General features: G+C 40.8%; 19 protein-coding genes. 2 read left to right on the plus strand and 17 right to left on the minus strand.

What is annotated here, in order from left to right:
• Positions 1-53 precede the first annotated feature (53 nt).
• The 8 genes from MKZ10_RS02380 to rpsF all read right to left on the minus strand — a co-directional run bounded on the left by MKZ10_RS02380 (position 54) and on the right by rpsF (position 8287).
• The gene (locus tag MKZ10_RS02380; RefSeq protein WP_342507550.1) at positions 54-1526 is read right to left on the minus strand and encodes a peptidoglycan DD-metalloendopeptidase family protein; all 1473 of its coding nucleotides are present in this window, start codon (positions 1524-1526) and stop codon (positions 54-56) included.
• Positions 1527-1881: 355 nt separating this feature from the next.
• Entirely contained in the window at positions 1882-3240 is a 1359-nt protein-coding gene (gene dnaB / locus MKZ10_RS02385; RefSeq protein WP_342507551.1) for a replicative DNA helicase, read from the minus strand.
• A 19-nt stretch (positions 3241-3259) separates the two neighbouring features.
• Positions 3260-3706, minus strand: a complete 447-nt coding sequence (gene rplI, locus MKZ10_RS02390; protein ID WP_342507553.1) for a 50S ribosomal protein L9 — start codon at positions 3704-3706, stop codon at positions 3260-3262.
• Positions 3703-5679 carry a DHH family phosphoesterase gene (locus MKZ10_RS02395; protein ID WP_342507555.1) on the minus strand — a complete coding sequence of 659 codons (1977 nt, stop codon included), beginning with the start codon at positions 5677-5679 and terminating at the stop codon, positions 3703-3705. The genes rplI and MKZ10_RS02395 overlap by 4 nt, the downstream gene beginning before the upstream one ends.
• Before the next feature lie 12 nt (positions 5680-5691).
• On the minus strand, positions 5692-6630 hold the full coding sequence (locus MKZ10_RS02400; RefSeq protein WP_342507557.1) for a YybS family protein: 939 nt from the start codon (positions 6628-6630) through the stop codon (positions 5692-5694).
• A gap of 204 nt (positions 6631-6834) precedes the next feature.
• Positions 6835-7071 (minus strand): 30S ribosomal protein S18, encoded by a 237-nt coding sequence (gene rpsR / locus MKZ10_RS02405; RefSeq protein ID WP_340739903.1) that lies wholly within the window; start codon positions 7069-7071, stop codon positions 6835-6837.
• A 337-nt stretch (positions 7072-7408) separates the two neighbouring features.
• Positions 7409-7942, minus strand: a complete 534-nt coding sequence (gene ssb, locus MKZ10_RS02410) for a single-stranded DNA-binding protein (RefSeq protein WP_342507561.1) — start codon at positions 7940-7942, stop codon at positions 7409-7411.
• Positions 7943-7999: 57 nt separating this feature from the next.
• Entirely contained in the window at positions 8000-8287 is a 288-nt protein-coding gene (rpsF, locus tag MKZ10_RS02415; RefSeq protein ID WP_342507564.1) for a 30S ribosomal protein S6, read from the minus strand.
• Positions 8288-8434: 147 nt separating this feature from the next.
• Between rpsF and MKZ10_RS02420 the strand changes: the two genes are divergently transcribed.
• Positions 8435-8995 (plus strand): DUF3267 domain-containing protein, encoded by a 561-nt coding sequence (locus MKZ10_RS02420; RefSeq protein ID WP_342507566.1) that lies wholly within the window; start codon positions 8435-8437, stop codon positions 8993-8995.
• A gap of 76 nt (positions 8996-9071) precedes the next feature.
• On the opposite strand, the gene ychF is transcribed toward MKZ10_RS02420, so the two are convergent.
• The 3 genes from ychF to MKZ10_RS02435 form a co-directional block, all read right to left on the minus strand.
• Complete coding sequence (gene ychF, locus MKZ10_RS02425) at positions 9072-10172, minus strand: redox-regulated ATPase YchF (RefSeq protein WP_342507568.1); 1101 nt, start codon at positions 10170-10172, stop codon at positions 9072-9074.
• Positions 10173-10287: 115 nt separating this feature from the next.
• Positions 10288-10485 carry a DUF951 domain-containing protein gene (locus MKZ10_RS02430; protein ID WP_342507570.1) on the minus strand — a complete coding sequence of 66 codons (198 nt, stop codon included), beginning with the start codon at positions 10483-10485 and terminating at the stop codon, positions 10288-10290.
• 22 nt (positions 10486-10507) lie between these two features.
• Positions 10508-11362, minus strand: coding sequence for a mechanosensitive ion channel family protein (locus tag MKZ10_RS02435; protein WP_342507572.1), 855 nt, complete (start codon positions 11360-11362; stop codon positions 10508-10510).
• Between the two features lie 79 nt (positions 11363-11441).
• On the opposite strand from MKZ10_RS02435, the gene yyaC reads away from it, so the two are divergent.
• Positions 11442-11999, plus strand: coding sequence for a spore protease YyaC (gene yyaC / locus MKZ10_RS02440; RefSeq protein ID WP_342507574.1), 558 nt, complete (start codon positions 11442-11444; stop codon positions 11997-11999).
• On the opposite strand, the gene MKZ10_RS02445 is transcribed toward yyaC, so the two are convergent.
• The 6 genes from MKZ10_RS02445 to mnmG form a co-directional block, all read right to left on the minus strand.
• Positions 11994-12701 carry a DUF554 domain-containing protein gene (locus MKZ10_RS02445; protein WP_342507576.1) on the minus strand — a complete coding sequence of 236 codons (708 nt, stop codon included), beginning with the start codon at positions 12699-12701 and terminating at the stop codon, positions 11994-11996. The two genes, yyaC and MKZ10_RS02445, sit on opposite strands and share 6 nt — an antisense overlap.
• A 348-nt stretch (positions 12702-13049) precedes the next feature.
• Positions 13050-13889, minus strand: coding sequence for a ParB/RepB/Spo0J family partition protein (locus tag MKZ10_RS02450; RefSeq protein ID WP_342507577.1), 840 nt, complete (start codon positions 13887-13889; stop codon positions 13050-13052).
• Entirely contained in the window at positions 13882-14643 is a 762-nt protein-coding gene (locus tag MKZ10_RS02455) for an AAA family ATPase (RefSeq protein ID WP_342507578.1), read from the minus strand. Before MKZ10_RS02455 ends, MKZ10_RS02450 begins: the two co-directional genes overlap by 8 nt.
• A 128-nt stretch (positions 14644-14771) precedes the next feature.
• On the minus strand, positions 14772-15653 hold the full coding sequence (gene noc / locus MKZ10_RS02460) for a nucleoid occlusion protein (RefSeq protein WP_342507579.1): 882 nt from the start codon (positions 15651-15653) through the stop codon (positions 14772-14774).
• Positions 15654-15964: 311 nt separating this feature from the next.
• Complete coding sequence (rsmG, locus tag MKZ10_RS02465; RefSeq protein ID WP_203248273.1) at positions 15965-16681, minus strand: 16S rRNA (guanine(527)-N(7))-methyltransferase RsmG; 717 nt, start codon at positions 16679-16681, stop codon at positions 15965-15967.
• A gap of 41 nt (positions 16682-16722) precedes the next feature.
• Complete coding sequence (gene mnmG / locus MKZ10_RS02470; RefSeq protein WP_203248272.1) at positions 16723-18612, minus strand: tRNA uridine-5-carboxymethylaminomethyl(34) synthesis enzyme MnmG; 1890 nt, start codon at positions 18610-18612, stop codon at positions 16723-16725.
• Positions 18613-18735: the final 123 nt, after the last annotated feature.

Raw genomic sequence — 18735 nt, forward strand, 5'->3', positions numbered from 1 at the left:
GAATGAAGATAAAAAAGACGGTACAACATTGTGTACCGTCCCACTCTTCTTATTTACCTTAAAACACTCATAGGGTTGACGTTTGCGCCATTCTTAAAGACTTCAAAATGAAGATGGGTACCTGTAGAGCGTCCTGTAGATCCCATAACGCCAATTGCTGTACCTTGTGGGATAGTTTGACCTACACTCACGTCAATTGATGAAAGATGGGCATATAGCGTTTCATAGCCATTATTATGCGTAATTACAATTCGATTCCCGTAAGCCCCTTGCCATCCTGCCGATGTCACAACACCGTTATCAGCTGCCTTGATAGTACGTGATGATGGTCGGGCGATATCTATTCCTTGATGAGTTCTTCCCCAACGTGTCCCCATCTGGCTAGAGACATAACCGCCAACAGTCGGCCAGGTAAACGAACCTGTTCCTCTCGAAGGTATTACCTTTGTACCGATGACTATTACTTGATCCTTTGCTTCAACAATAATTTGTTCATCTACAACAGAACTACCAACAATCACACCATTGCGTTTGCGAATGAGCTTTGTAACATCCCTCTCACCGTCTTTACCTTCTTGTGTAACTTTTTTTTCACCTTTGAAGATGCTATTATCTTCTTGAGTTACCGTCTTATGCGGAATAACTTCTTGTTGTCTCGTTTCGTAATGAACTTCGACCTCGACATAAGGCTCGGTCACAGTAACATTGAGCTCATCCTCTAGTTGAAGGACTGTATCCACCGTAAAGCTTGGATTCAGTTCCAATAATTTGGCCGTTGTCATCTGATGAGCGGCAGCAATCGTCCCAAGAACATCTCCTGATTTAACGCTATACGTTTTCTGTTCAAGCGTCCCTTTATTGAGTAAAGTGATGGCTTCTTCAACACTTCTTACGTCGCTCGGATCTGTTTCACTAGCTTCCGCCTGTATATCACTACTCATCAAGAGATTTGCAATACGTGTTTCATTTGCCTCGAGGGCGGGTATAGACTCAGAAGACTCTGTGCGGGCTTCGAATTCGTTAAGCTCCTTCTCCGTAACCGATTGCAACTTTAGTTTACGAATTACTTCATCGTAGGCAACTAAATCATTGACGTAGAATGCTGGTTCTGCGTCGATTGTAATCGCGATTGCTTCCGCTTCAACGGATAGCATACCTTGTAGTTTTTCAAGAACAATGTCATCGTCTACCCCAACCGTGAATACTCGTTCCGGTATGACCGACAAATCTGTTCCTATTGTGAGTGGGAGATTCTCAAATTCGGAGGCCGCCTTTTGTAGCTCTTCTTCTTTCAATTGTTCGAGCTTTTCGCCATCCGATAAGATGCCTACATATTCACCATCCGAATAAATATGAAAAACCGTCGCTAAATCTGTATTTTCACCTGCGTTAGCAAAACTGGTATTCATACCGAATCCTGTTAACATCAAGGTGCTTATCAAAACCGTAGGAACTACTTTAAAAGGACGTTTAATGACAGATGATGTTGTTTCTGTTTTGTCCTGTTTATTTTTCTTAAATAACATGTGTGAAACTCCTTCCGTATTTCAGATGGAAGACCGATATAGGTCAATAGTTATGTTACATTATTTACACGCCCCTCTAATTTAACATATTCTCTCCCACACTTATAGTGTTATAGCCCATTGTAACGTGATTGTATAATAGCATCCAATTATTTCCTATATTTTTATAGCTTTTTTCCTATATTTTTATTTTCTAACATATTATTCGTCTATTACTTCCTCATTTATACATTTATCGACCTATTTGTCTTTCTTTTTTGTCATAATACTAATTATTCCGTCTTTATTACACTTCTTAAATAATAAAAAGACATCCTGTTTACCGATTTTATAATCGGTTCACAAGATGTCTTTTTTAATATGCAGCGGCTGATTCATGCTGACTCCAGTCGATATTTACAAATTTATTATATTCTTTAGCGAATGCCAGTGTCACTGTGCCTGTTGGACCATTCCGTTGTTTAGCGATAATAATCTCAATCATATTCTGATTTTCTGTTTCTTTATCATAATAGTCTTCACGATACAAGAAGGAAACGATATCAGCATCCTGCTCAATACTTCCTGATTCACGTAAGTCTGACATCATCGGACGCTTGTCCTGTCGTTGCTCCACGCCACGAGAAAGCTGGGATAGTGCAATGACGGGCACTTTTAATTCCCTTGCAAGTCCTTTTAACGAACGCGAGATTTCCGATACTTCCTGTTGGCGGTTTTCTCCGGGTTTGCTGCCGCTCCCTTGGATGAGTTGCATGTAGTCAATCATAATCATACCGAGGCCATGCTCTTGCTGTAAACGACGGCATTTTGACCGAATTTCATTGACCCGAATCCCAGGTGTATCATCGATGAAAATACCTGCATTGGAAAGGCTACCCATTGCCATCGTCAATTTACGCCAATCCTCAGCTTCAAGTGCTCCTGTCCGCAGTACTTGTGCATCGATATTCCCTTCTGCACAAAGCATCCGCATCACAAGTTGTTCTGCCCCCATCTCCAAACTGAAGATGGCAACATTCTCGTCTGTTTTCGTGGCAACGTTTTGAGCTACGTTCAATGCAAATGCCGTCTTCCCAACAGAAGGACGTGCCGCCACAATGATTAAATCATTGCGCTGAAAACCGGCCGTAATTTTGTCTAAATCTCGGAAGCCTGTCGGAATTCCTGTCACGTCCCCTTTTTGCGTATGAAGAAGTTCGATACTGTCATAGGTTTCTACAAGGACATCTTTAATATGACGGAAATCACCCGCATTTTTACGGTTCGATACTTCCATCATCTTTTTTTCTGCTTCAGATAGAAGAGCTTCTACTTCATCTTCACGTGCATAGCCGTCTTCAACAATTGACGTTGCGACTCGTATGAGGCGACGTAACAGTGCTTTCTCCTCTACGATGCGAGCATAATGCACGATATTTGCTGCTGTTGGCACCGAGTTAGCGATTTCTGTCAAATACGAAATCCCACCAACATCTTCCAACTCTTTTTTAGCAGAAAGTTCTTCTGTCACTGTGACAACGTCAATCGCTTGACCTTTATCACTTAGCTTAATCATCGTATCAAAGATTTTCGTATGTGCCAGCCGGTAGAAATCTTCTGGTATTAGAAGCTCCGCCGCTGTAATGAGCGCCTGCGGTTCAAGGAAAATTGCTCCAATGACCGATTGCTCCGCTTCATTATTATGGGGTGGGATGCGATCGATCATCTGGTCCATCTTGCCATCTCCCTTTTTATCATTCTTCTGTTACATGTACTTTAAGCGTTGCAGTAACATCTAAGTGAATGCGAATCGGAACATTTGTGAAACCGAGTGCGCGTATTGCGTCTGGTAGCTCCATTTTACGTCGATCCACTTTAATGCCTTGACTTTTTTGTAGCGCATCTGCAATTTGTTTTGTTGTAATCGAACCGAATAGTCGACCACCTTCACCAGACTTGGCCTTCATTTCAACAGTAATCTTTTCCAGCTGTTCTTTCAGCACTTTTGCTTCCGCTAACTCTTCAGCCGCATCTTTTTCCACTCGTTTTTGCTGGCCTTCCAATTTACTTAGATTGCCCGGCGTTGCTTCAATTGCCATATTATTTTTCAATAAAAAGTTTTGTGCGTATCCTACAGATACTTCCTTCACTTCACCTTTTTTGCCTTTCCCTTTAACATCTTTCAAAAAGATTACTTTCATTCCGAATTTCCCCTCTCCATTTTCATCTGTATGATAGATTTCAACATCTCCTCAGCCTCTCCGACTGATTCAACCTCTAACTGGCAAGCGGCATTCGTCAAATGACCACCGCCTCCAAGCTCCTCCATGATTAGCTGGACATTCCAGTCACCCAGTGACCGTGCACTAATTCCTATTTTACCATCTGCGCGCCTTGCAATGACAAATGATGCTATAATCCCTTGCATCGTTAGTAAAATATCGGCCGTCTGTGCAATCAAAACTGTTCCATAGTCTACTTGCTCTTGCCCTTTCGCAATCGCAATCCCATTGTCCAACAACTCAACAGTTTCAATTAATTTTGCCCGTTCCAAATAGGTATTAACATCCTCTTTTAACAGGTTTTGAACAAGAATTGTATCCGCGCCATATGTCCGTAAATAGGATGCCGCCTCAAATGTTCGTGCCCCTGTGCGTAGCGTGAAACTTTTCGTATCAACGATAATCCCCGCAAGTAACGCTGTCGATTCTAGCATTGTCAGTTTTTCCTGCTTCGGCTGGTATTCAATCAGCTCTGTAATAAGCTCTGCAGTCGAGGACGCATAAGGTTCCATATAAACCAGCATTGTATTATTGATGAATTCCTCTCCGCGTCTATGATGGTCAATCACAACAACCTTTTCCGCCTTATCTAGAATCCGTTCATCAATGACCATACTCGGTTTGTGTGTATCCACGATAATGACGAGCGACTTCTCTGTAAGCATCGCAAGTGCATCTTCTGGAGTAATGAATTGGTTAAAAAGATCTGTTTCACTTTCAATTTCATCCATCAGTCGTGTTACGCTACCATCTAACTCGTTGAAATTAACGATGATAAAGCCTTCAATATTATTCATACGGGCCATTTTTCGAACACCAATAGCTGCGCCAATCGCATCCATATCCGGCATTTTATGACCCATGATAAATACCTTATCACTGCCTTGAATAAGGTCACGTAATGCATGAGAAATAACTCTCGCCCGCACGCGCGTCCTTTTTTCAACCGGATTCGTTTTACCACCATAAAATTTTAACTTACCATCCGTTCGCTTAATGGCTACTTGGTCACCACCACGTCCAAGAACAAGATCTAAACTTGATTGCGCAAGCTCCCCTAGTTCAATCAGTGATGTAGACCCCATCCCAACGCCGATACTTAGTGTTAGTGCAATACTTTGTTTGGCAGTTGCTTCGCGAATACTATCTAAGATTGAGAACTTTGTTTTTTCAAGAGTGTCCAATATTTCTTCATTGAAAACAGCAAGAAAGCGATCTGAAGATATTCGTTTTACAAAAATACCATTTTCAGTTCCCCACCTATTAACGAGTGATGTTACTAGTGAATTGAGCTGACTTCTCGTCTGGTCATCCATTGTCTGTGCGAGTTCGTCATAATTGTCGACAAGAATATTGGCGAGCACTGTACGATCTGCATAGTAAAGGGATTCCATCTCTAATTGTCCAGTAATATCAAACAAATAGATGAGACGCTCTTCTACTTTGTAAAAGACATTATATGACCGTGTTCCAACCGTTAAGACGGAGTGTTCTGGACTATCACTCTTCACAATGGCATTAAACTGTTTAGATAAATCAAGGAGTTCTTTTCCAATAGGAGATTCAGTTTCAAATATCTCGATGATATAAGGATTTGCCCACTCAATTACATTTTTTTCATTGATCAGGAGAATACCAATCGGTAATTCAAGGAGTGCTTCCTCCCCGACTTTCTTCATCCTATACGACAATGTCTCGATATGTTTTTCCGTTTCAACATATGTTTGTCGCTCTATCTTCCATGCCACTCCAGCAGCTATCCCAAATAGGATAGCAAAAAGAAGTCCTAACCAAAACTGAAACAGGAGAAGAACTACCGTTGCCATTACACCTAGGACCGACAAAGCCGTCAACGGATAACGGATTGCCCTTTTTCTAAAAAATGACGTCATTGCACCATCCCCTTATTTCAGCTTGTCTTTCCTTATCCAGGCACGTATATTCATTCCTGCATCCAAAATCCCGAGCATCGTCGTAATGGGACTCAATAGTAATGCAAAAATAGTTGCAACGACTGACATCACTTTCGGTACCTTCATTTCGTAAATAAAGTAATGGACAAATGATATTCCTTGTAATAAAAATAGAAATCTTAAAATCATCGTTGCATTGATGGTAATCAGGTAATAGTTTGTTCCCGGCTCTGCTGGTACAAAGAGTGACAGCAGGAGGACAATTCCATAGACAATTACCGTCATCACTGGCAATTTCATTTCTCGGAAAGGTGGAAACTTTTGAACTTTATTGCCCAATCGACTCGCAACTTCAAGGTTCAAAGTAATATAGATGAACGACAGAACAAAAATAGTGATGATGAATAAAGATGGAATAGCTGTTTGATAAAATTCGATTTGTGTATCCATCAACTTATCATAATTATCAGGAAGTCCACCAAGTGTCCCCATAAATGACGTAACCTGTTCACGTGCTTCATCTATCATTTTAAATAATTCATCAATGGCGTTAAAGCCAAAAACAAGTACAGCTGCTGCGTACATCAAAATACCTGTTACGAGCAAAGTGAGCCCTGTTGCCATCAGTGTATACAATTTAGTCTTATTCGTTTGGACTGTGTCCCCTACAACAAAGCCAAGTAATCCGTGGATAAAGGCAAATGGGACAAGTACAATTCCTCCGACGAGCAGCGATAACATAATACCTGTCGTAGTGACGAGAAGTGATGATGCACGATCATAACGCAGTCTGTACAAAATAATCGGCAAAGGGATAAAAAACATTGTAACATTCCCAAGAATAGGCGCATAAAGTGAAACCGCAAGCAGGACTGCAAATAGCGCAATCATCATAGCTCCATAAGTAACTTTTCTAGCGTTGTCTTGCATAATATAGATTCCTCCGGTCTTTCGTTGGACGACTTGTTTGATCTACCTATTTTCTCCTAATTCCTATCATTAGATAGTCCGTTTAATTGTATCATGATTATTCGATTTAAACCAAAACGGAACATATGTACTTTTCGTATTTTAATAAAAAGACCGCCCTGGTACCGGTGTTCCGGTCTGACAAGGCGGTCTATATGAATGAAATTATCTTTCTTCCGAACTGAATGGAAGAAGTGCCATGATACGTGAGCGTTTGATTGCAAGTGTCAGTTTACGCTGATACTTCGCGCTTGTACCTGTTACACGACGAGGCAAGATTTTCCCACGCTCAGAAACGAATTTCTTAAGCAGATCAGTATCTTTATAGTCGATGTGTGTAATATTGTTTGATGTAAAATAACATACCTTACGGCGTCTTTTACCTCCACGACGTGGTGCCATATGCTTTCCCTCCTTCTCCGGCTTTCGATAAGCGGCGCATTGCGTTGTTAGCTTCGCTCGCTCAGATCCTCACGTGCCTTAGCACGCTCCGGTCTTCACTTACTTGCTGCCTAGCACTGCTTGCTTCTCCAAACCCCTGTTTTTGGCTTTCGATAAGCGGCGCATTGCGTTGTTAGCTTCGCTCGCTCAGATCCTCACGTGCCTTAGCACGCTCCGGTCTTCACTCACTTGCTGCCTAGCACTGCTTGCTTCTCTAAACCCCTGTTTTTGGCTTTCGATAAGCGGCGCATTGCGTTGTTTATCGGAAGCCTCGTTTGGTAACTATGCACAGTCGATCTTAGAATGGCAGGTCGTCGTCCGATACTTCGATCGGACCTCCGCCTGTCGAGAACGGATCGTTATCAGTACGTGTATAGTTTTGCTGATTTGGTTGTTGTTGATATTGTTGAGTCGGCTGCTGATTCTGATAGTACGGTTGCTCGTTCTGCTGAGCGCCTTGGTTTTGGTTTGGTGCTCCATAACCAGCTCCGGACCTATCGGCAGTGGATGCATTGCGAGGCTCTAGGAACTGGACGCTATCTGCCACAACTTCTGTCATGAAGACACGTTTTCCATCCTGACCATCAAAACTGCTTGTCTGAATACGACCTTCAATTCCGGCTAGGCTGCCTTTCCTTAAAAAGTTCGCTGTGTTCTCCGCCTGCTTTCTCCAAGTTACACAGTTGATAAAATCAGCTTCACGTTCACCCGATTGGCTTGAGAATGTTCTGTTCACCGCAAGAGTAAAACGTGTAACCGCTATACCAGTTTGTGTATACTTGAGTTCAGGGTCTTTCGTCAGTCGGCCAACTAAAACGACACGGTTAATCATCAGAATTCAACCTCCCTCATCATTTTGTAAGTTTCACCTGTAACGGATATATATAGATTAGCCGTCGATGCGCACAGTCATATGACGAAGGATATCTTCGTTGATGTTTGCAAGACGTGTAAATTCATCGATTGCTAAAGTATCAGCGTTTGCTTTTACAAGCTGATAGAAACCTTCACGCAAATCGTCGATTTCGTATGCAAGACGGCGCTTGCCCCACTCTTTCGACTCGATGATTTCCGCACCATTAGAAGTTAGAATACCGTCAAAACGTTCGATCAACGCTTTTTTCGCTTCATCTTCTACCGTTGGGCGGATGATATACATGATTTCGTACTTTCTCATCTTCAGTCACCTCCTTATGGACATTGGCCCTGCTGATTGCAGCGGGCAAGGAGTAAGTAATATTATTACTCACATCAGTATATATTAGCATGACTTCATTAGTATTTCAAGTATTTTCTTGTATACTTTATAGAAGAGGTGATTTTATTGAATGAAGTTCCTGAACCCGATAAAGTAATTACCATTGATTTACCTAAAGTTGCCAAGCGTAGTTTACTCATTACCGCTGCATCCTTTGTTGGATTATGGGCTTTGCATATTGCGATTGAGCAGGAAATTTCGATTACCGTTACATTAGGTTCCGCCGCCCTACTTATCGTCGGTTATATCATTCTTATTGTCTTACATGAATTATTCCATCTACTTGGATTTCGTCTATTCGGTGGCGTACCATGGAAAAGTATGATTATCGGCTTCAATTTAAAGTTAGGTGTTGCCTATGCGACAACTGATAAACTGATGACCAATCGCGCAATCCAAAAAGCACTCCTACTCCCCTTCTGGACTACTGGTGTCATCCCAGCCATTCTCGGGCTAGCTATCGGAAACGGGCTACTTCTTAATTTAGCTGCTCTGTTAATCGGCGGAGCTGCCGGTGATTTTGCAATGTATAAAGAGTTACGCAAGCTACCTAATGATTGGCTAGTAAAAGACGATCCCGAACTCCCGCAACTCTATGTCTATGCAGCTGATACATTGGATCAATAAGTAGACACAAAAGCCACACTAGGATTGGTTATCCAGTGTGGCTTTTGTCATAGTTAATCAATTATGCTGAATCAACTTAAACGTTAAAGCGGAATAGCATAACATCGCCATCTTTAACGATGTATTCTTTTCCTTCAAGACGAACTTTTCCAGCCTCTTTTGCAGCAACCATTGAACCTGTTGCAACAAGATCGTCATAAGCAACCGTTTCAGCCCTGATGAAGCCGCGTTCAAAGTCCGTATGGATGATACCCGCACATTGTGGTGCTTTCATCCCTTTACGGAATGTCCATGCACGTACTTCTTGTACACCTGCTGTGAAATACGTCGCAAAGCCCAGCAGGTCATATGATGCCTTAATTAGTTGATCAAGACCTGATTCCTTAATGCCAAGTTCTTCGAGGAACATTTCTTTTTCCTCTTCTTCAAGTTCAGCCATTTCTTCTTCGATTTTTGCACAAACAACGATAACTTGCGCATTGTCTTTTGCCGCAAAGTCGCGAACCTTGTTTACGTATTCGTTATTGTCTGCATCTGCAATTTCATCTTCAGAAACATTGGCGACATAGAGCATCGGTTTAATCGTCAGCAGGTTCATCCCTTTTGCAAGGACAAACTCCTCATCTGTGAAATCAACCGAGCGAGCAGGCTTTTCATTTTCAAACGCTTCTTTTAGTTTCAGCAAAATTGGTTCTTCTGCCATCGCAACTTTCTCTTTTTGTTTCACCATTTTAGAAACGCGAGCCAACCGCTTTTCAATAGCCTCCATATCGGCCAAAATCAGTTCAAGATTGATGATTTCAATGTCATCGATTGGATCAACTTTCCCCGATACATGTGTGATATTTTCGTCGACGAAACAACGGACAACTTGGCAAATGGCATCGACTTCGCGAATGTGCATAAGGAATTTATTCCCTAACCCTTCGCCTTTACTTGCTCCTTCAACAATCCCGGCAATATCTGTGAATTCAAATGCAGTCGGTACTGTTTTTTTCGGTGTCACGAGCTCCGTTAATTTATTAAGTCTTTCATCGGGTACTTCAACGATGCCCACGTTTGGATCTATCGTACAGAACGGATAGTTCGCCGCCTCCGCTCCTGCCTTTGTAATCGCATTGAATAGCGTCGACTTCCCTACGTTCGGAAGACCGACAATTCCAGCTGTTAATGCCATTCATCCCACAACCTTTCCTTTGTATGTTATATGTCCATTCATTCATTCTATATGCAACTCTTCCATTATAAGGACAGTAGTCTCAGTTGTCCATTAAGGCGCGGATAAGTGCTCGTTATAATTCTGCCTTTATCAAAACTTTTTTCATCTTTTTTGAAAATTCATTGCGTGGAATCATGACACTGTGCCCGCAGCCCTCACATTTAATGCGAATATCTGCACCCATCCTAATAATCTTCCATGCGTTCGTTCCACATGGATGTTGCTTCTTCATTTCCACAACATCGTTCAAACCATACTCCTTACGTTCCATAACAAGCACCCGCCCTTTCTCTCTACAGATTCGCAAATGATTTCGTCACCAATGTTGGATAAGGAATTTCAATGCCTTGCTGTTCGAGATAATTCTTCAATCCAATACTAATCGCCCTTGCACAATCATAATGCCGCATTGGTTTTGTTTCCGCAATAATACGTACAATCACTTCGGTATCCTTAAAATCATGTGCTCCCAACAGTTTTGGTGTCTGAATAAAATCATTGTTCTCCTTCGGTAATCCTACTAAGTATTGTCCTATTAAACTTTCGGCTTTGTCCACACCGATATCAAAAGGAATCGTTACATCAACAATAGCGAGCGAGTTTTTCATCGAATAATTGACCACTTGGCTAATCGTTCCATTCGGTAGTATATGAACTTCTCCAGTGAAGCTTTTTATTTTAGTTGTACGTAACCCAATTTCCTCTACAATACCTTCTGCCACACCTATTTTCACATAATCACCAACTGAAAACTGATTTTCAAATATGATGAAAAATCCAGTAATCACATCTTTCACAAGACTTTGTGCACCGAATCCTACCGCTAAGCCAAGCACACCAGCTCCGGCAAGTAATCCTTTTACGTCAATTTGAAATTCTTCTAAAATCGCAAGAATTGCCGAGAAATAAACAACATAAGATAACGTGTTTTCCAATAGCTTGAGTAGCGTCTTCTCCCGTTTTTCCGAACGACGGATAGGACTTTTAAATTTCACTTGAAAAATACGATGAATAATCATTTTTCCTATTTTAATAATGACTGCAGAAAAAATAACGATAAATAGTATCTTCATAGAAATCCCACCAAGATCAACCCATGTCTTTTCGTTAAATAAAAACTTCCTCACGGTTTCTAAAACTTGTTCCAATTCAAAAATCCCCTCCCTCCGTATAATTAAGCGTCCTCAAGCGTAGACTAGCTTATAAAAAAAGAAATGGAGTTTTTTCATGCGAGCTACTCTTTCTTCAACAAATGATTTCAGAATCCACTATAAGGAAAATAATGCAATATGGAAACTAAGCTCATTATTCCTACAACATATCCCGTTTGATACACATGAAATCATTTTTTTCTGTATCGGAACAGATCGCTCCACAGGAGATGCATTAGGCCCACTAACAGGTTCTATTCTTTCTGAATCACCCATATTTCCTTTCTCAGTCATTGGTACTCTAGAAAACCCGCTACACGCTCTTAATCTCCAACACCATATTCAACAAACACAGTTGGATAACCCTTCCGCTTTCATCGTTGCCATTGATGCTTGCCTTGGACAAGGTAGCTCCATCGGGCAATTACTTCTCCATAGCGGCCCTATCCATCCAGGCAAGGCTGTCGGTAAAGAACTGCCCCCCGTCGGCGATCTATCAGTTAAAGGTGTCGTGAATATTGCTGGCTTCATGGAGCATGCCGTCTTACAAAGTACGCGACTCCATCTTCCGTTCGAAATGAGCCGTATCATCGCTAGAGCCTTACAACTCGCTTATAATCGTCATAAATCATAGGAACGTATGTACAATCGTCACTACAATTCCGACTACAATAATACCTGGAATAAGATTGGCAACTCTTATTTTAGTTAAGCCTATTAAATTCAATCCTATAGCTAAAATCATTAGTCCACCTGTCGCCGTCATTTCTGAAATAAAGAAACTAAGTAATTCATCCGGCACAAAACGGCTTATTTGTGTCGAAAATAATGTGATAATTCCTTGATACAAAAACACGGGAACAGCAGCAAAAGCAACACCTATTCCAAGCGTCGAGCTCAAAATAATAGACGTAAAACCATCAATAATTCCTTTCATAAGGAGTACATCATGATCATTTCTTAGCCCACTATCTATTGCGCCAATAATTGCCATTGAACCAACTACAAAAATAAGTGTCGCAGTGACAAACCCCTGTGCAATACCAGGCCCCTTTTTATTTTTCGGCATTTTACTTTCCATCCACTGCCCAAGCTGGTTTATTTTCGCGTCAAGATCCATCCATTCGCCAACAACTGCTCCGAAGACAATACTAATAATCACAATCAAAATCTGTGTACTTTCAAACGTCATTTGTATCCCAATCACTGCAACTGCTAACCCAATTCCATACATGACCGTCTCTTTCATCCGTTCCGGTATGTTATGTAAAAACCTACCGATAAATGCTCCAATAATTATTAAAAGAGCATTAATAATTGTTCCAAATAAAACCATACATCCACTTCCATTCGATATGCTTTCAGTAATAGTAAAAATAATACCTATTTTGCATACTTCGCAAAATAGGTATGTATTTACGTCAATTTCATTATTACTTATTCCACAACAAGTAAAGACGAACAATCTAATTTTTCCAGTTCATTGTTCGTTAATATATCGGAATACTCTCGTTGATTGTAGCGGAAGGTGGCGACTCCTGCGGGAACAGCGTGAGCTGAAGACCCTGGATTGAGCAAAGCGAGGGAAGCGGCTGAAGCCGTGCCCGCGGAAAGCGTCCGCCTGAAGAGGAAATCAACCTTTTCGTGCTACATATTTAATAGTTTTATTATGAAATTGATTCAATTACTCATTCAATAATTCAAGTATACGCTCAAGATCATCTTCAGAGAAAAATTCAATTTCTATTTTCCCCTTATTTTTAGACTTCTTAATCGTTACATTTGTACCAAAGTATTCACGTAAGTTTGATTCACGTTCAGCTAAAAATAAATCTTGTTTTTTCTCCTTTTTTGTTTCACGTGGAACATCATCATTCATTTTTTGGACAAGTTTTTCAAGCTGTCGAACATTAAGGCTTTCTTTCAATACTTGTTCTGCTACTAAAAGAATTTGTTCTTTTTTTCGAAGTCCAAGCAATGTTCGACCATGTCCCATTGATAATTTACTTTCAGAAATATAATTCCTGATTTTCTCAGGCAAAGAAAGCAAACGAACATGGTTTGCAATATGTGGTCTGCTTTTACCTAATCTAAAAGCGAGTTGTTCTTGTGTAAGACTCAGGTTATCCATTAGGCTATGATAGGCTTCCGCTTCTTCAATAGGTGTCAAATCTTCCCTTTGTAAGTTTTCAAGTATTGCCCACTCCATTGTTTCTTCATCTGTTAATATGCGAACAACCGCAGGTACTTCTTGAAGTCCAGCCATTTGGGCTGCCCGAAAACGTCTCTCTCCTACAACAATTTCATACGCCGTACCCGTTCTCCTCAAAATGATTGGTTGCAATATGCCGTGTTCTTTAATTGATGCACTTAATTCTTGGATTGCGTTTGCATCAAATACTTTCCTCGGCTGGTACGGATTTGCTTTTATACTTTTCACATGAATATGTTCAACAGACTCAGCCTTCTCCAGCGACTCTCCGGGGAATAAAGCATTCAAACCTTTGCCAAGGCCTTTAGCCATTGTGTACCACTTCCTTTGCCAGCTCTAAATATACTTCCGCTCCTCGAGATCTTGGATCATAAGTAATAATCGGTTCTCCATGACTCGGTGCCTCACTTAATCGTACATTTCGTGGAATGATTGTTTTGTACACTTTATCTTGAAAATACTTTTTCACTTCATCTATTACCTGTATACCTAAATTTGTTCGTGCGTCAAACATCGTTAGCAGTACACCATCAATCATTAAACTTTCATTTAAATGCTTTTGAACAAGGCGAATGGTGCTTAACAGCTGACTCAAGCCTTCCAATGCATAGTATTCACATTGGACTGGAATAATAATTGAATCCGACGCCGTTAACGCATTTATTGTCAATAATCCAAGCGATGGAGGACAATCAATGATGATATAATCATACAATTCCTTTGCTTCCTGAATTGCATGCTTCATCCGCACTTCTCTTGAAATCGTTGACACCAATTCAATTTCTGCACCAGCTAATGAAATAGTAGCCGGTATAATATCAAGATTATCCACTTTTGTTGAACGGATAACTTCTTTAATAGCAACATCATCAATTAAAATGTCATAAATACATTTTTGAACTTCCCCTTTATTTACACCTACCCCACTTGTCGCATTGCCTTGTGGATCAGTATCAATTAAAAGAACTTTCTTCCCTATATGTGCAAGACAAGCACTTAAATTTACGGATGTTGTTGTTTTTCCGACGCCTCCTTTTTGATTGGCAATCGCTATAATTCTACCCAAAGCCTGCACCCGCTTTCCTGCTCTTTAAGTTTCAATCAATTCTAACTTCTAGTCTATCAAAAAAACCATTGTAAGTGGGGAAAAGTATAATAAAAAAACTCCTGCTTTTGTCAAGCAAGAGTTTTTCGTCACTTTTTCTTCGGAATTCGTACCGTAATCGTGTAAAAATCCTCGGAATCCTCTTCTTCCGTTTTCACATCAATGCCACTTTTCGTTACGAGTACTAAAGATTGCCTAATCGTATTAACTGCGATTCGAACGTCTTTACTAACCGACTTCCTTCTAGGAGCTTTTCTCTTTTCTTTTGGCTCTTCAGGATTTAGTAACTGTTGGATTCTCATCTCGAGCTGTTTGACATTTAACTGCTGTTCAATAATTTCTTTGAAAAGCTGTAACTGTAATTCGTTATCTTTCAAAGGTATTAACGCTCTAGCATGTCTTTCGGAGAGCTCTTTTGTTAAAATACCATTTTTAATTTCTTCGGGTAATTTCAAAAGTCGTAGTTTATTTGCAACCGTGGATTGGCCTTTTCCAAGTCTCTGTGCCAATGCCTCCTGTGTTAACGAATGAAGTTCAATGAGCTTTTCATAAGCAAATGCTTCTTCGATGGCTGTCAACTCTTCACGCTGTAAGTTTTCAATCAATGCAATTGATGCCGTTTCTTTATCATCAAGCTCTCGAATAATTGCTGGAACTTCTAACCATCCGAGCTTTTTCATAGCACGATATCTTCGTTCTCCAGCAATAATTTCGTAGGCATTATCTACTTTTCTAACAACGATTGGTTGAATAACACCGTGGATGTGAATCGTTCGTGCCAGTTCTTCAATTTTTTCCTCTGAAAAAACTGTACGCGGTTGATATTTATTTGGTTTGATAGACTCAATTTTCACTTGTTCAATCTGCTCTTGATGATTATTGCTGATTTCTAGTGAATCCGTCTCTATTTCTATCTCCATCTCTATTTCCTTATCACCACTTCCAAAAAAACGTGAAAAAGGACTTTTCATTCCCGGCACCACCTTTTCAAGACTACTCCCTATATTAACTTAGTTCGTCACAGGGAAAATTTATCCTCTTTAAATATGTTCCACGTGAAACAGTTTATCTTCATTCAGCCAATATGCTTGTACTGAAAGCGAAGCATCAGCTACAGAATGGCCCACCCTATAGGTAGCGAAATGCATCCTATTTTCCTGTTCGGTAGGTGTTCAAGCTCCTGCTGAACGAAGATAAAGCCTTCAGCAGATGTCATGTTTTTTTAGTGGAGCCTTTTGAGCAAGCTCAAAAAGCTCCGGACTAAATTACGCCGAGGTGTAATTTATTGAATAGGCGTCTTGTTTGGCACACCTGGTTTACGTGGATATTTTTTAGGCGTTCTCTTTTCTTTATCAAAAACAAAGATATTCCGTTCACTATCTTCAACTGGTAGTTTGAATGAGTGTTCTTCTTTGATGGTAGCACCGAGAATGGCAAGTGATTTTTTCGCATCTGCAAGCTCGTCGTCCGCAGCCGCACCTTTCATAGAAATGAAAATTCCACCAACCGAGACGAGAGGCACACATAATTCAGCAAGCACAGACAATCGAGCGACTGCACGCGCAGTAACAATATCAAACTTTTCACGATATAAAGGGTTTTGTCCAAAATCCTCTGCTCTCGCATGAACAAAATGGACATTGGTCAGTTGAAGTTCCTCTGCTAAAGCCCCTAAAAATCCAATCCGTTTGTTCAAAGAATCTACAATTGTCACCTCAAGGTCTGGGAAACAAATTTTCAAAGGAATACTTGGAAAACCAGCCCCTGCACCTACATCACAAATTGTGCTTCGTCCACTTAAATCAACGTAAAAAGCAGCAGAAATTGAATCATAGAAGTGCTTCAAATAAACTGATGGAGCGTCTGTTATAGCTGTTAAGTTCATTTTTTCATTCCACTCAACTAGAAGTTCAAAATACCTAGCAAATTGAGTTTTTTGTGTTTCATTCAATTCAATTCCTTGTTCCTTCAATGCTTGTACAAACTGCTCTTCATTCAATTAATAACTCCCCCTTTTAAAGAAAAGCGTAAAACTATAGTTTAGCTAGATACTTTGGCAATTTTCCCTTGTTCAATATAAACGAGAAGTATTGAAATATCAGCTGGGTTAACGCCGGATATACGAGATGCTTGCGCGATGGATAAAGGTCTGACTTCACTCAACTGAGCTTTGGCTTCTGTCGCGATACCCGCTATTGCATTGTAATCAATGTTCTCTGGTATTTTCTTGTTTTCCATTTTTTTCATTTTATCAACTTGTTGCATTGATTTTTCAATATATCCTTCGTATTTAATAAAAATTTCCACTTGCTCTTCAACTTCTTCAGATTTCTTTTCACTTGAAGGTATCATTCGCTCAATTTGGTTATAATTGATCTCTGGACGTTTCAAAAGGTCCGCCGCTTTCATCGGTTCTCTTAGCTCTGTTCCGCCTGTTTCACGAATGATTTCTTGCACATGTTCATCCGGTTTAATCGATACTTTTCGCAACCTAGTAATTTCTTCTTCGATATGCTGTTTCTTCGCAAGATACGCTGCATATCTTTCCTCGCTAATCATTCCAAGCCCATAACCGATTTCCGTTAAACGTAGATCCGCATTGTCATGACGCAATAATAGTCGGTACTCAGCACGTGATGTCAGAAGCCTGTAGGGCTCGCTTGTTCCTTTTGTAACGAGATCGTCAATCAGAACACCTATATAAGCATCGGCACGTCCTAGAACGCACTCCGCTTTCCCAAGAGCACGTGAAGCTGCGTTAATCCCTGCCATAATTCCTTGTGCAGCTGCTTCTTCGTAACCAGACGTCCCATTCAATTGCCCTGCTGTATACAAATTACGTATTTTTTTCGTTTCAAGGGTCGGCCATAGTTGTGTTGGAACGATTGCGTCATACTCAATTGCATAGCCAGCACGCATCATTTCAGCTTTTTCTAGCCCTGGAACACTTTCAATGAGCTGTCTTTGAACATGTTCAGGTAAGCTTGTTGATAATCCTTGGACATATACTTCTTTTGTATTTCGACCTTCGGGTTCTAAGAAAATCTGATGACGTGATTTATCAGCAAAGCGCACAATTTTATCTTCAATAGACGGGCAATAACGCGGCCCTTTTCCTTTAATTACACCTGAATACATTGGTGATAAGTGCAAGTTTTCATTGATAATTTCATGTGTTCTTGGTGATGTATACGTCAGCCAGCATGGCAACTGATCCATGATGAATTCAGTCGTTTCAAAGCTGAAAGCACGCGGTACATCGTCACCTGGTTGAATTTCCGTTTTGCTATAGTCAATTGTTCGACTATTGACGCGTGGTGGTGTACCTGTTTTGAATCTGACCATATCGAATCCAAGCTCTCGGATGTTATCTGCTAGTCCTATCGAAGGCATTTGGTTATTTGGTCCACTTGAATATTTCAAGTCCCCAATGATGATTTCCCCTCGTAGGAACGTACCCGTTGTAACAATTACTGTTTTCGCACGATACACTGCCCCTACTTGAGTAATTAGGCCTTTTACTTCATTATCCTCGACAATCAGTTCTTCTACAACCCCTTGATGGAGCGTTAAGTTGTCTTGTTCTTCGAGAAGGCGCTTCATTTCTTGTTGGTAAAGAACTTTATCAGCTTGTGCTCGAAGCGCACGAACAGCAGGTCCTTTTCCTGTATTCAACATCCGCATTTGGATATGTGTTTTGTCGATTACTTTCCCCATCGCACCGCCAAGTGCGTCGATTTCGCGTACGACGATCCCTTTTGCAGGACCCCCGAGTGACGGATTACAAGGCATAAAAGCAATCATATCAAGGTTCATAGTTAGTACAAGCGTCGATGCACCCATTTTGGCAGCGGATAATGCCGCCTCAACACCGGCATGACCGGCCCCAATGACAATAACATCGAACGTGCCTGCTTCAAATTGTGGCATGTTCTTTTCCTTCTTTCTTTAGATTGTTCAAAAGATCCCGTGAAAATTGAGCCTACAGGAAGTAAGTCATGCAGTCGTCGCTGCCTTAGACCACCTTCCCTCCTCGGCCCTTTTCATCTTCCT

This window comes from Sporosarcina sp. FSL K6-2383 (assembly GCF_038618305.1).
Classification (GTDB): domain Bacteria; phylum Bacillota; class Bacilli; order Bacillales_A; family Planococcaceae; genus Sporosarcina.

Bases quoted from the DNA above. Each gene is read 5' to 3' on its own strand.
- MKZ10_RS02380 (WP_342507550.1), bottom strand. From the start codon at position 1,526: ATGTTATTTAAGAAAAATAAACAGGACAAAACAGAAACAACATCATCT.
- dnaB (WP_342507551.1), bottom strand. From the start codon at position 3,240: ATGGACCAGATGATCGATCGCATCCCACCCCATAATAATGAAGCGGAG.
- rplI (WP_342507553.1), bottom strand. From the start codon at position 3,706: ATGAAAGTAATCTTTTTGAAAGATGTTAAAGGGAAAGGCAAAAAAGGT.
- MKZ10_RS02395 (WP_342507555.1), bottom strand. From the start codon at position 5,679: ATGACGTCATTTTTTAGAAAAAGGGCAATCCGTTATCCGTTGACGGCT.
- MKZ10_RS02400 (WP_342507557.1), bottom strand. From the start codon at position 6,630: ATGCAAGACAACGCTAGAAAAGTTACTTATGGAGCTATGATGATTGCG.
- rpsR (WP_340739903.1), bottom strand. From the start codon at position 7,071: ATGGCACCACGTCGTGGAGGTAAAAGACGCCGTAAGGTATGTTATTTT.
- ssb (WP_342507561.1), bottom strand. From the start codon at position 7,942: ATGATTAACCGTGTCGTTTTAGTTGGCCGACTGACGAAAGACCCTGAA.
- rpsF (WP_342507564.1), bottom strand. From the start codon at position 8,287: ATGAGAAAGTACGAAATCATGTATATCATCCGCCCAACGGTAGAAGAT.
- ychF (WP_342507568.1), bottom strand. From the start codon at position 10,172: ATGGCATTAACAGCTGGAATTGTCGGTCTTCCGAACGTAGGGAAGTCG.
- MKZ10_RS02430 (WP_342507570.1), bottom strand. From the start codon at position 10,485: ATGGAACGTAAGGAGTATGGTTTGAACGATGTTGTGGAAATGAAGAAG.
- yyaC (WP_342507574.1), top strand. From the start codon at position 11,442: ATGCGAGCTACTCTTTCTTCAACAAATGATTTCAGAATCCACTATAAG.
- MKZ10_RS02445 (WP_342507576.1), bottom strand. From the start codon at position 12,701: ATGGTTTTATTTGGAACAATTATTAATGCTCTTTTAATAATTATTGGA.
- MKZ10_RS02450 (WP_342507577.1), bottom strand. From the start codon at position 13,889: ATGGCTAAAGGCCTTGGCAAAGGTTTGAATGCTTTATTCCCCGGAGAG.
- noc (WP_342507579.1), bottom strand. From the start codon at position 15,653: ATGAAAAGTCCTTTTTCACGTTTTTTTGGAAGTGGTGATAAGGAAATA.
- mnmG (WP_203248272.1), bottom strand. From the start codon at position 18,612: ATGCCACAATTTGAAGCAGGCACGTTCGATGTTATTGTCATTGGGGCC.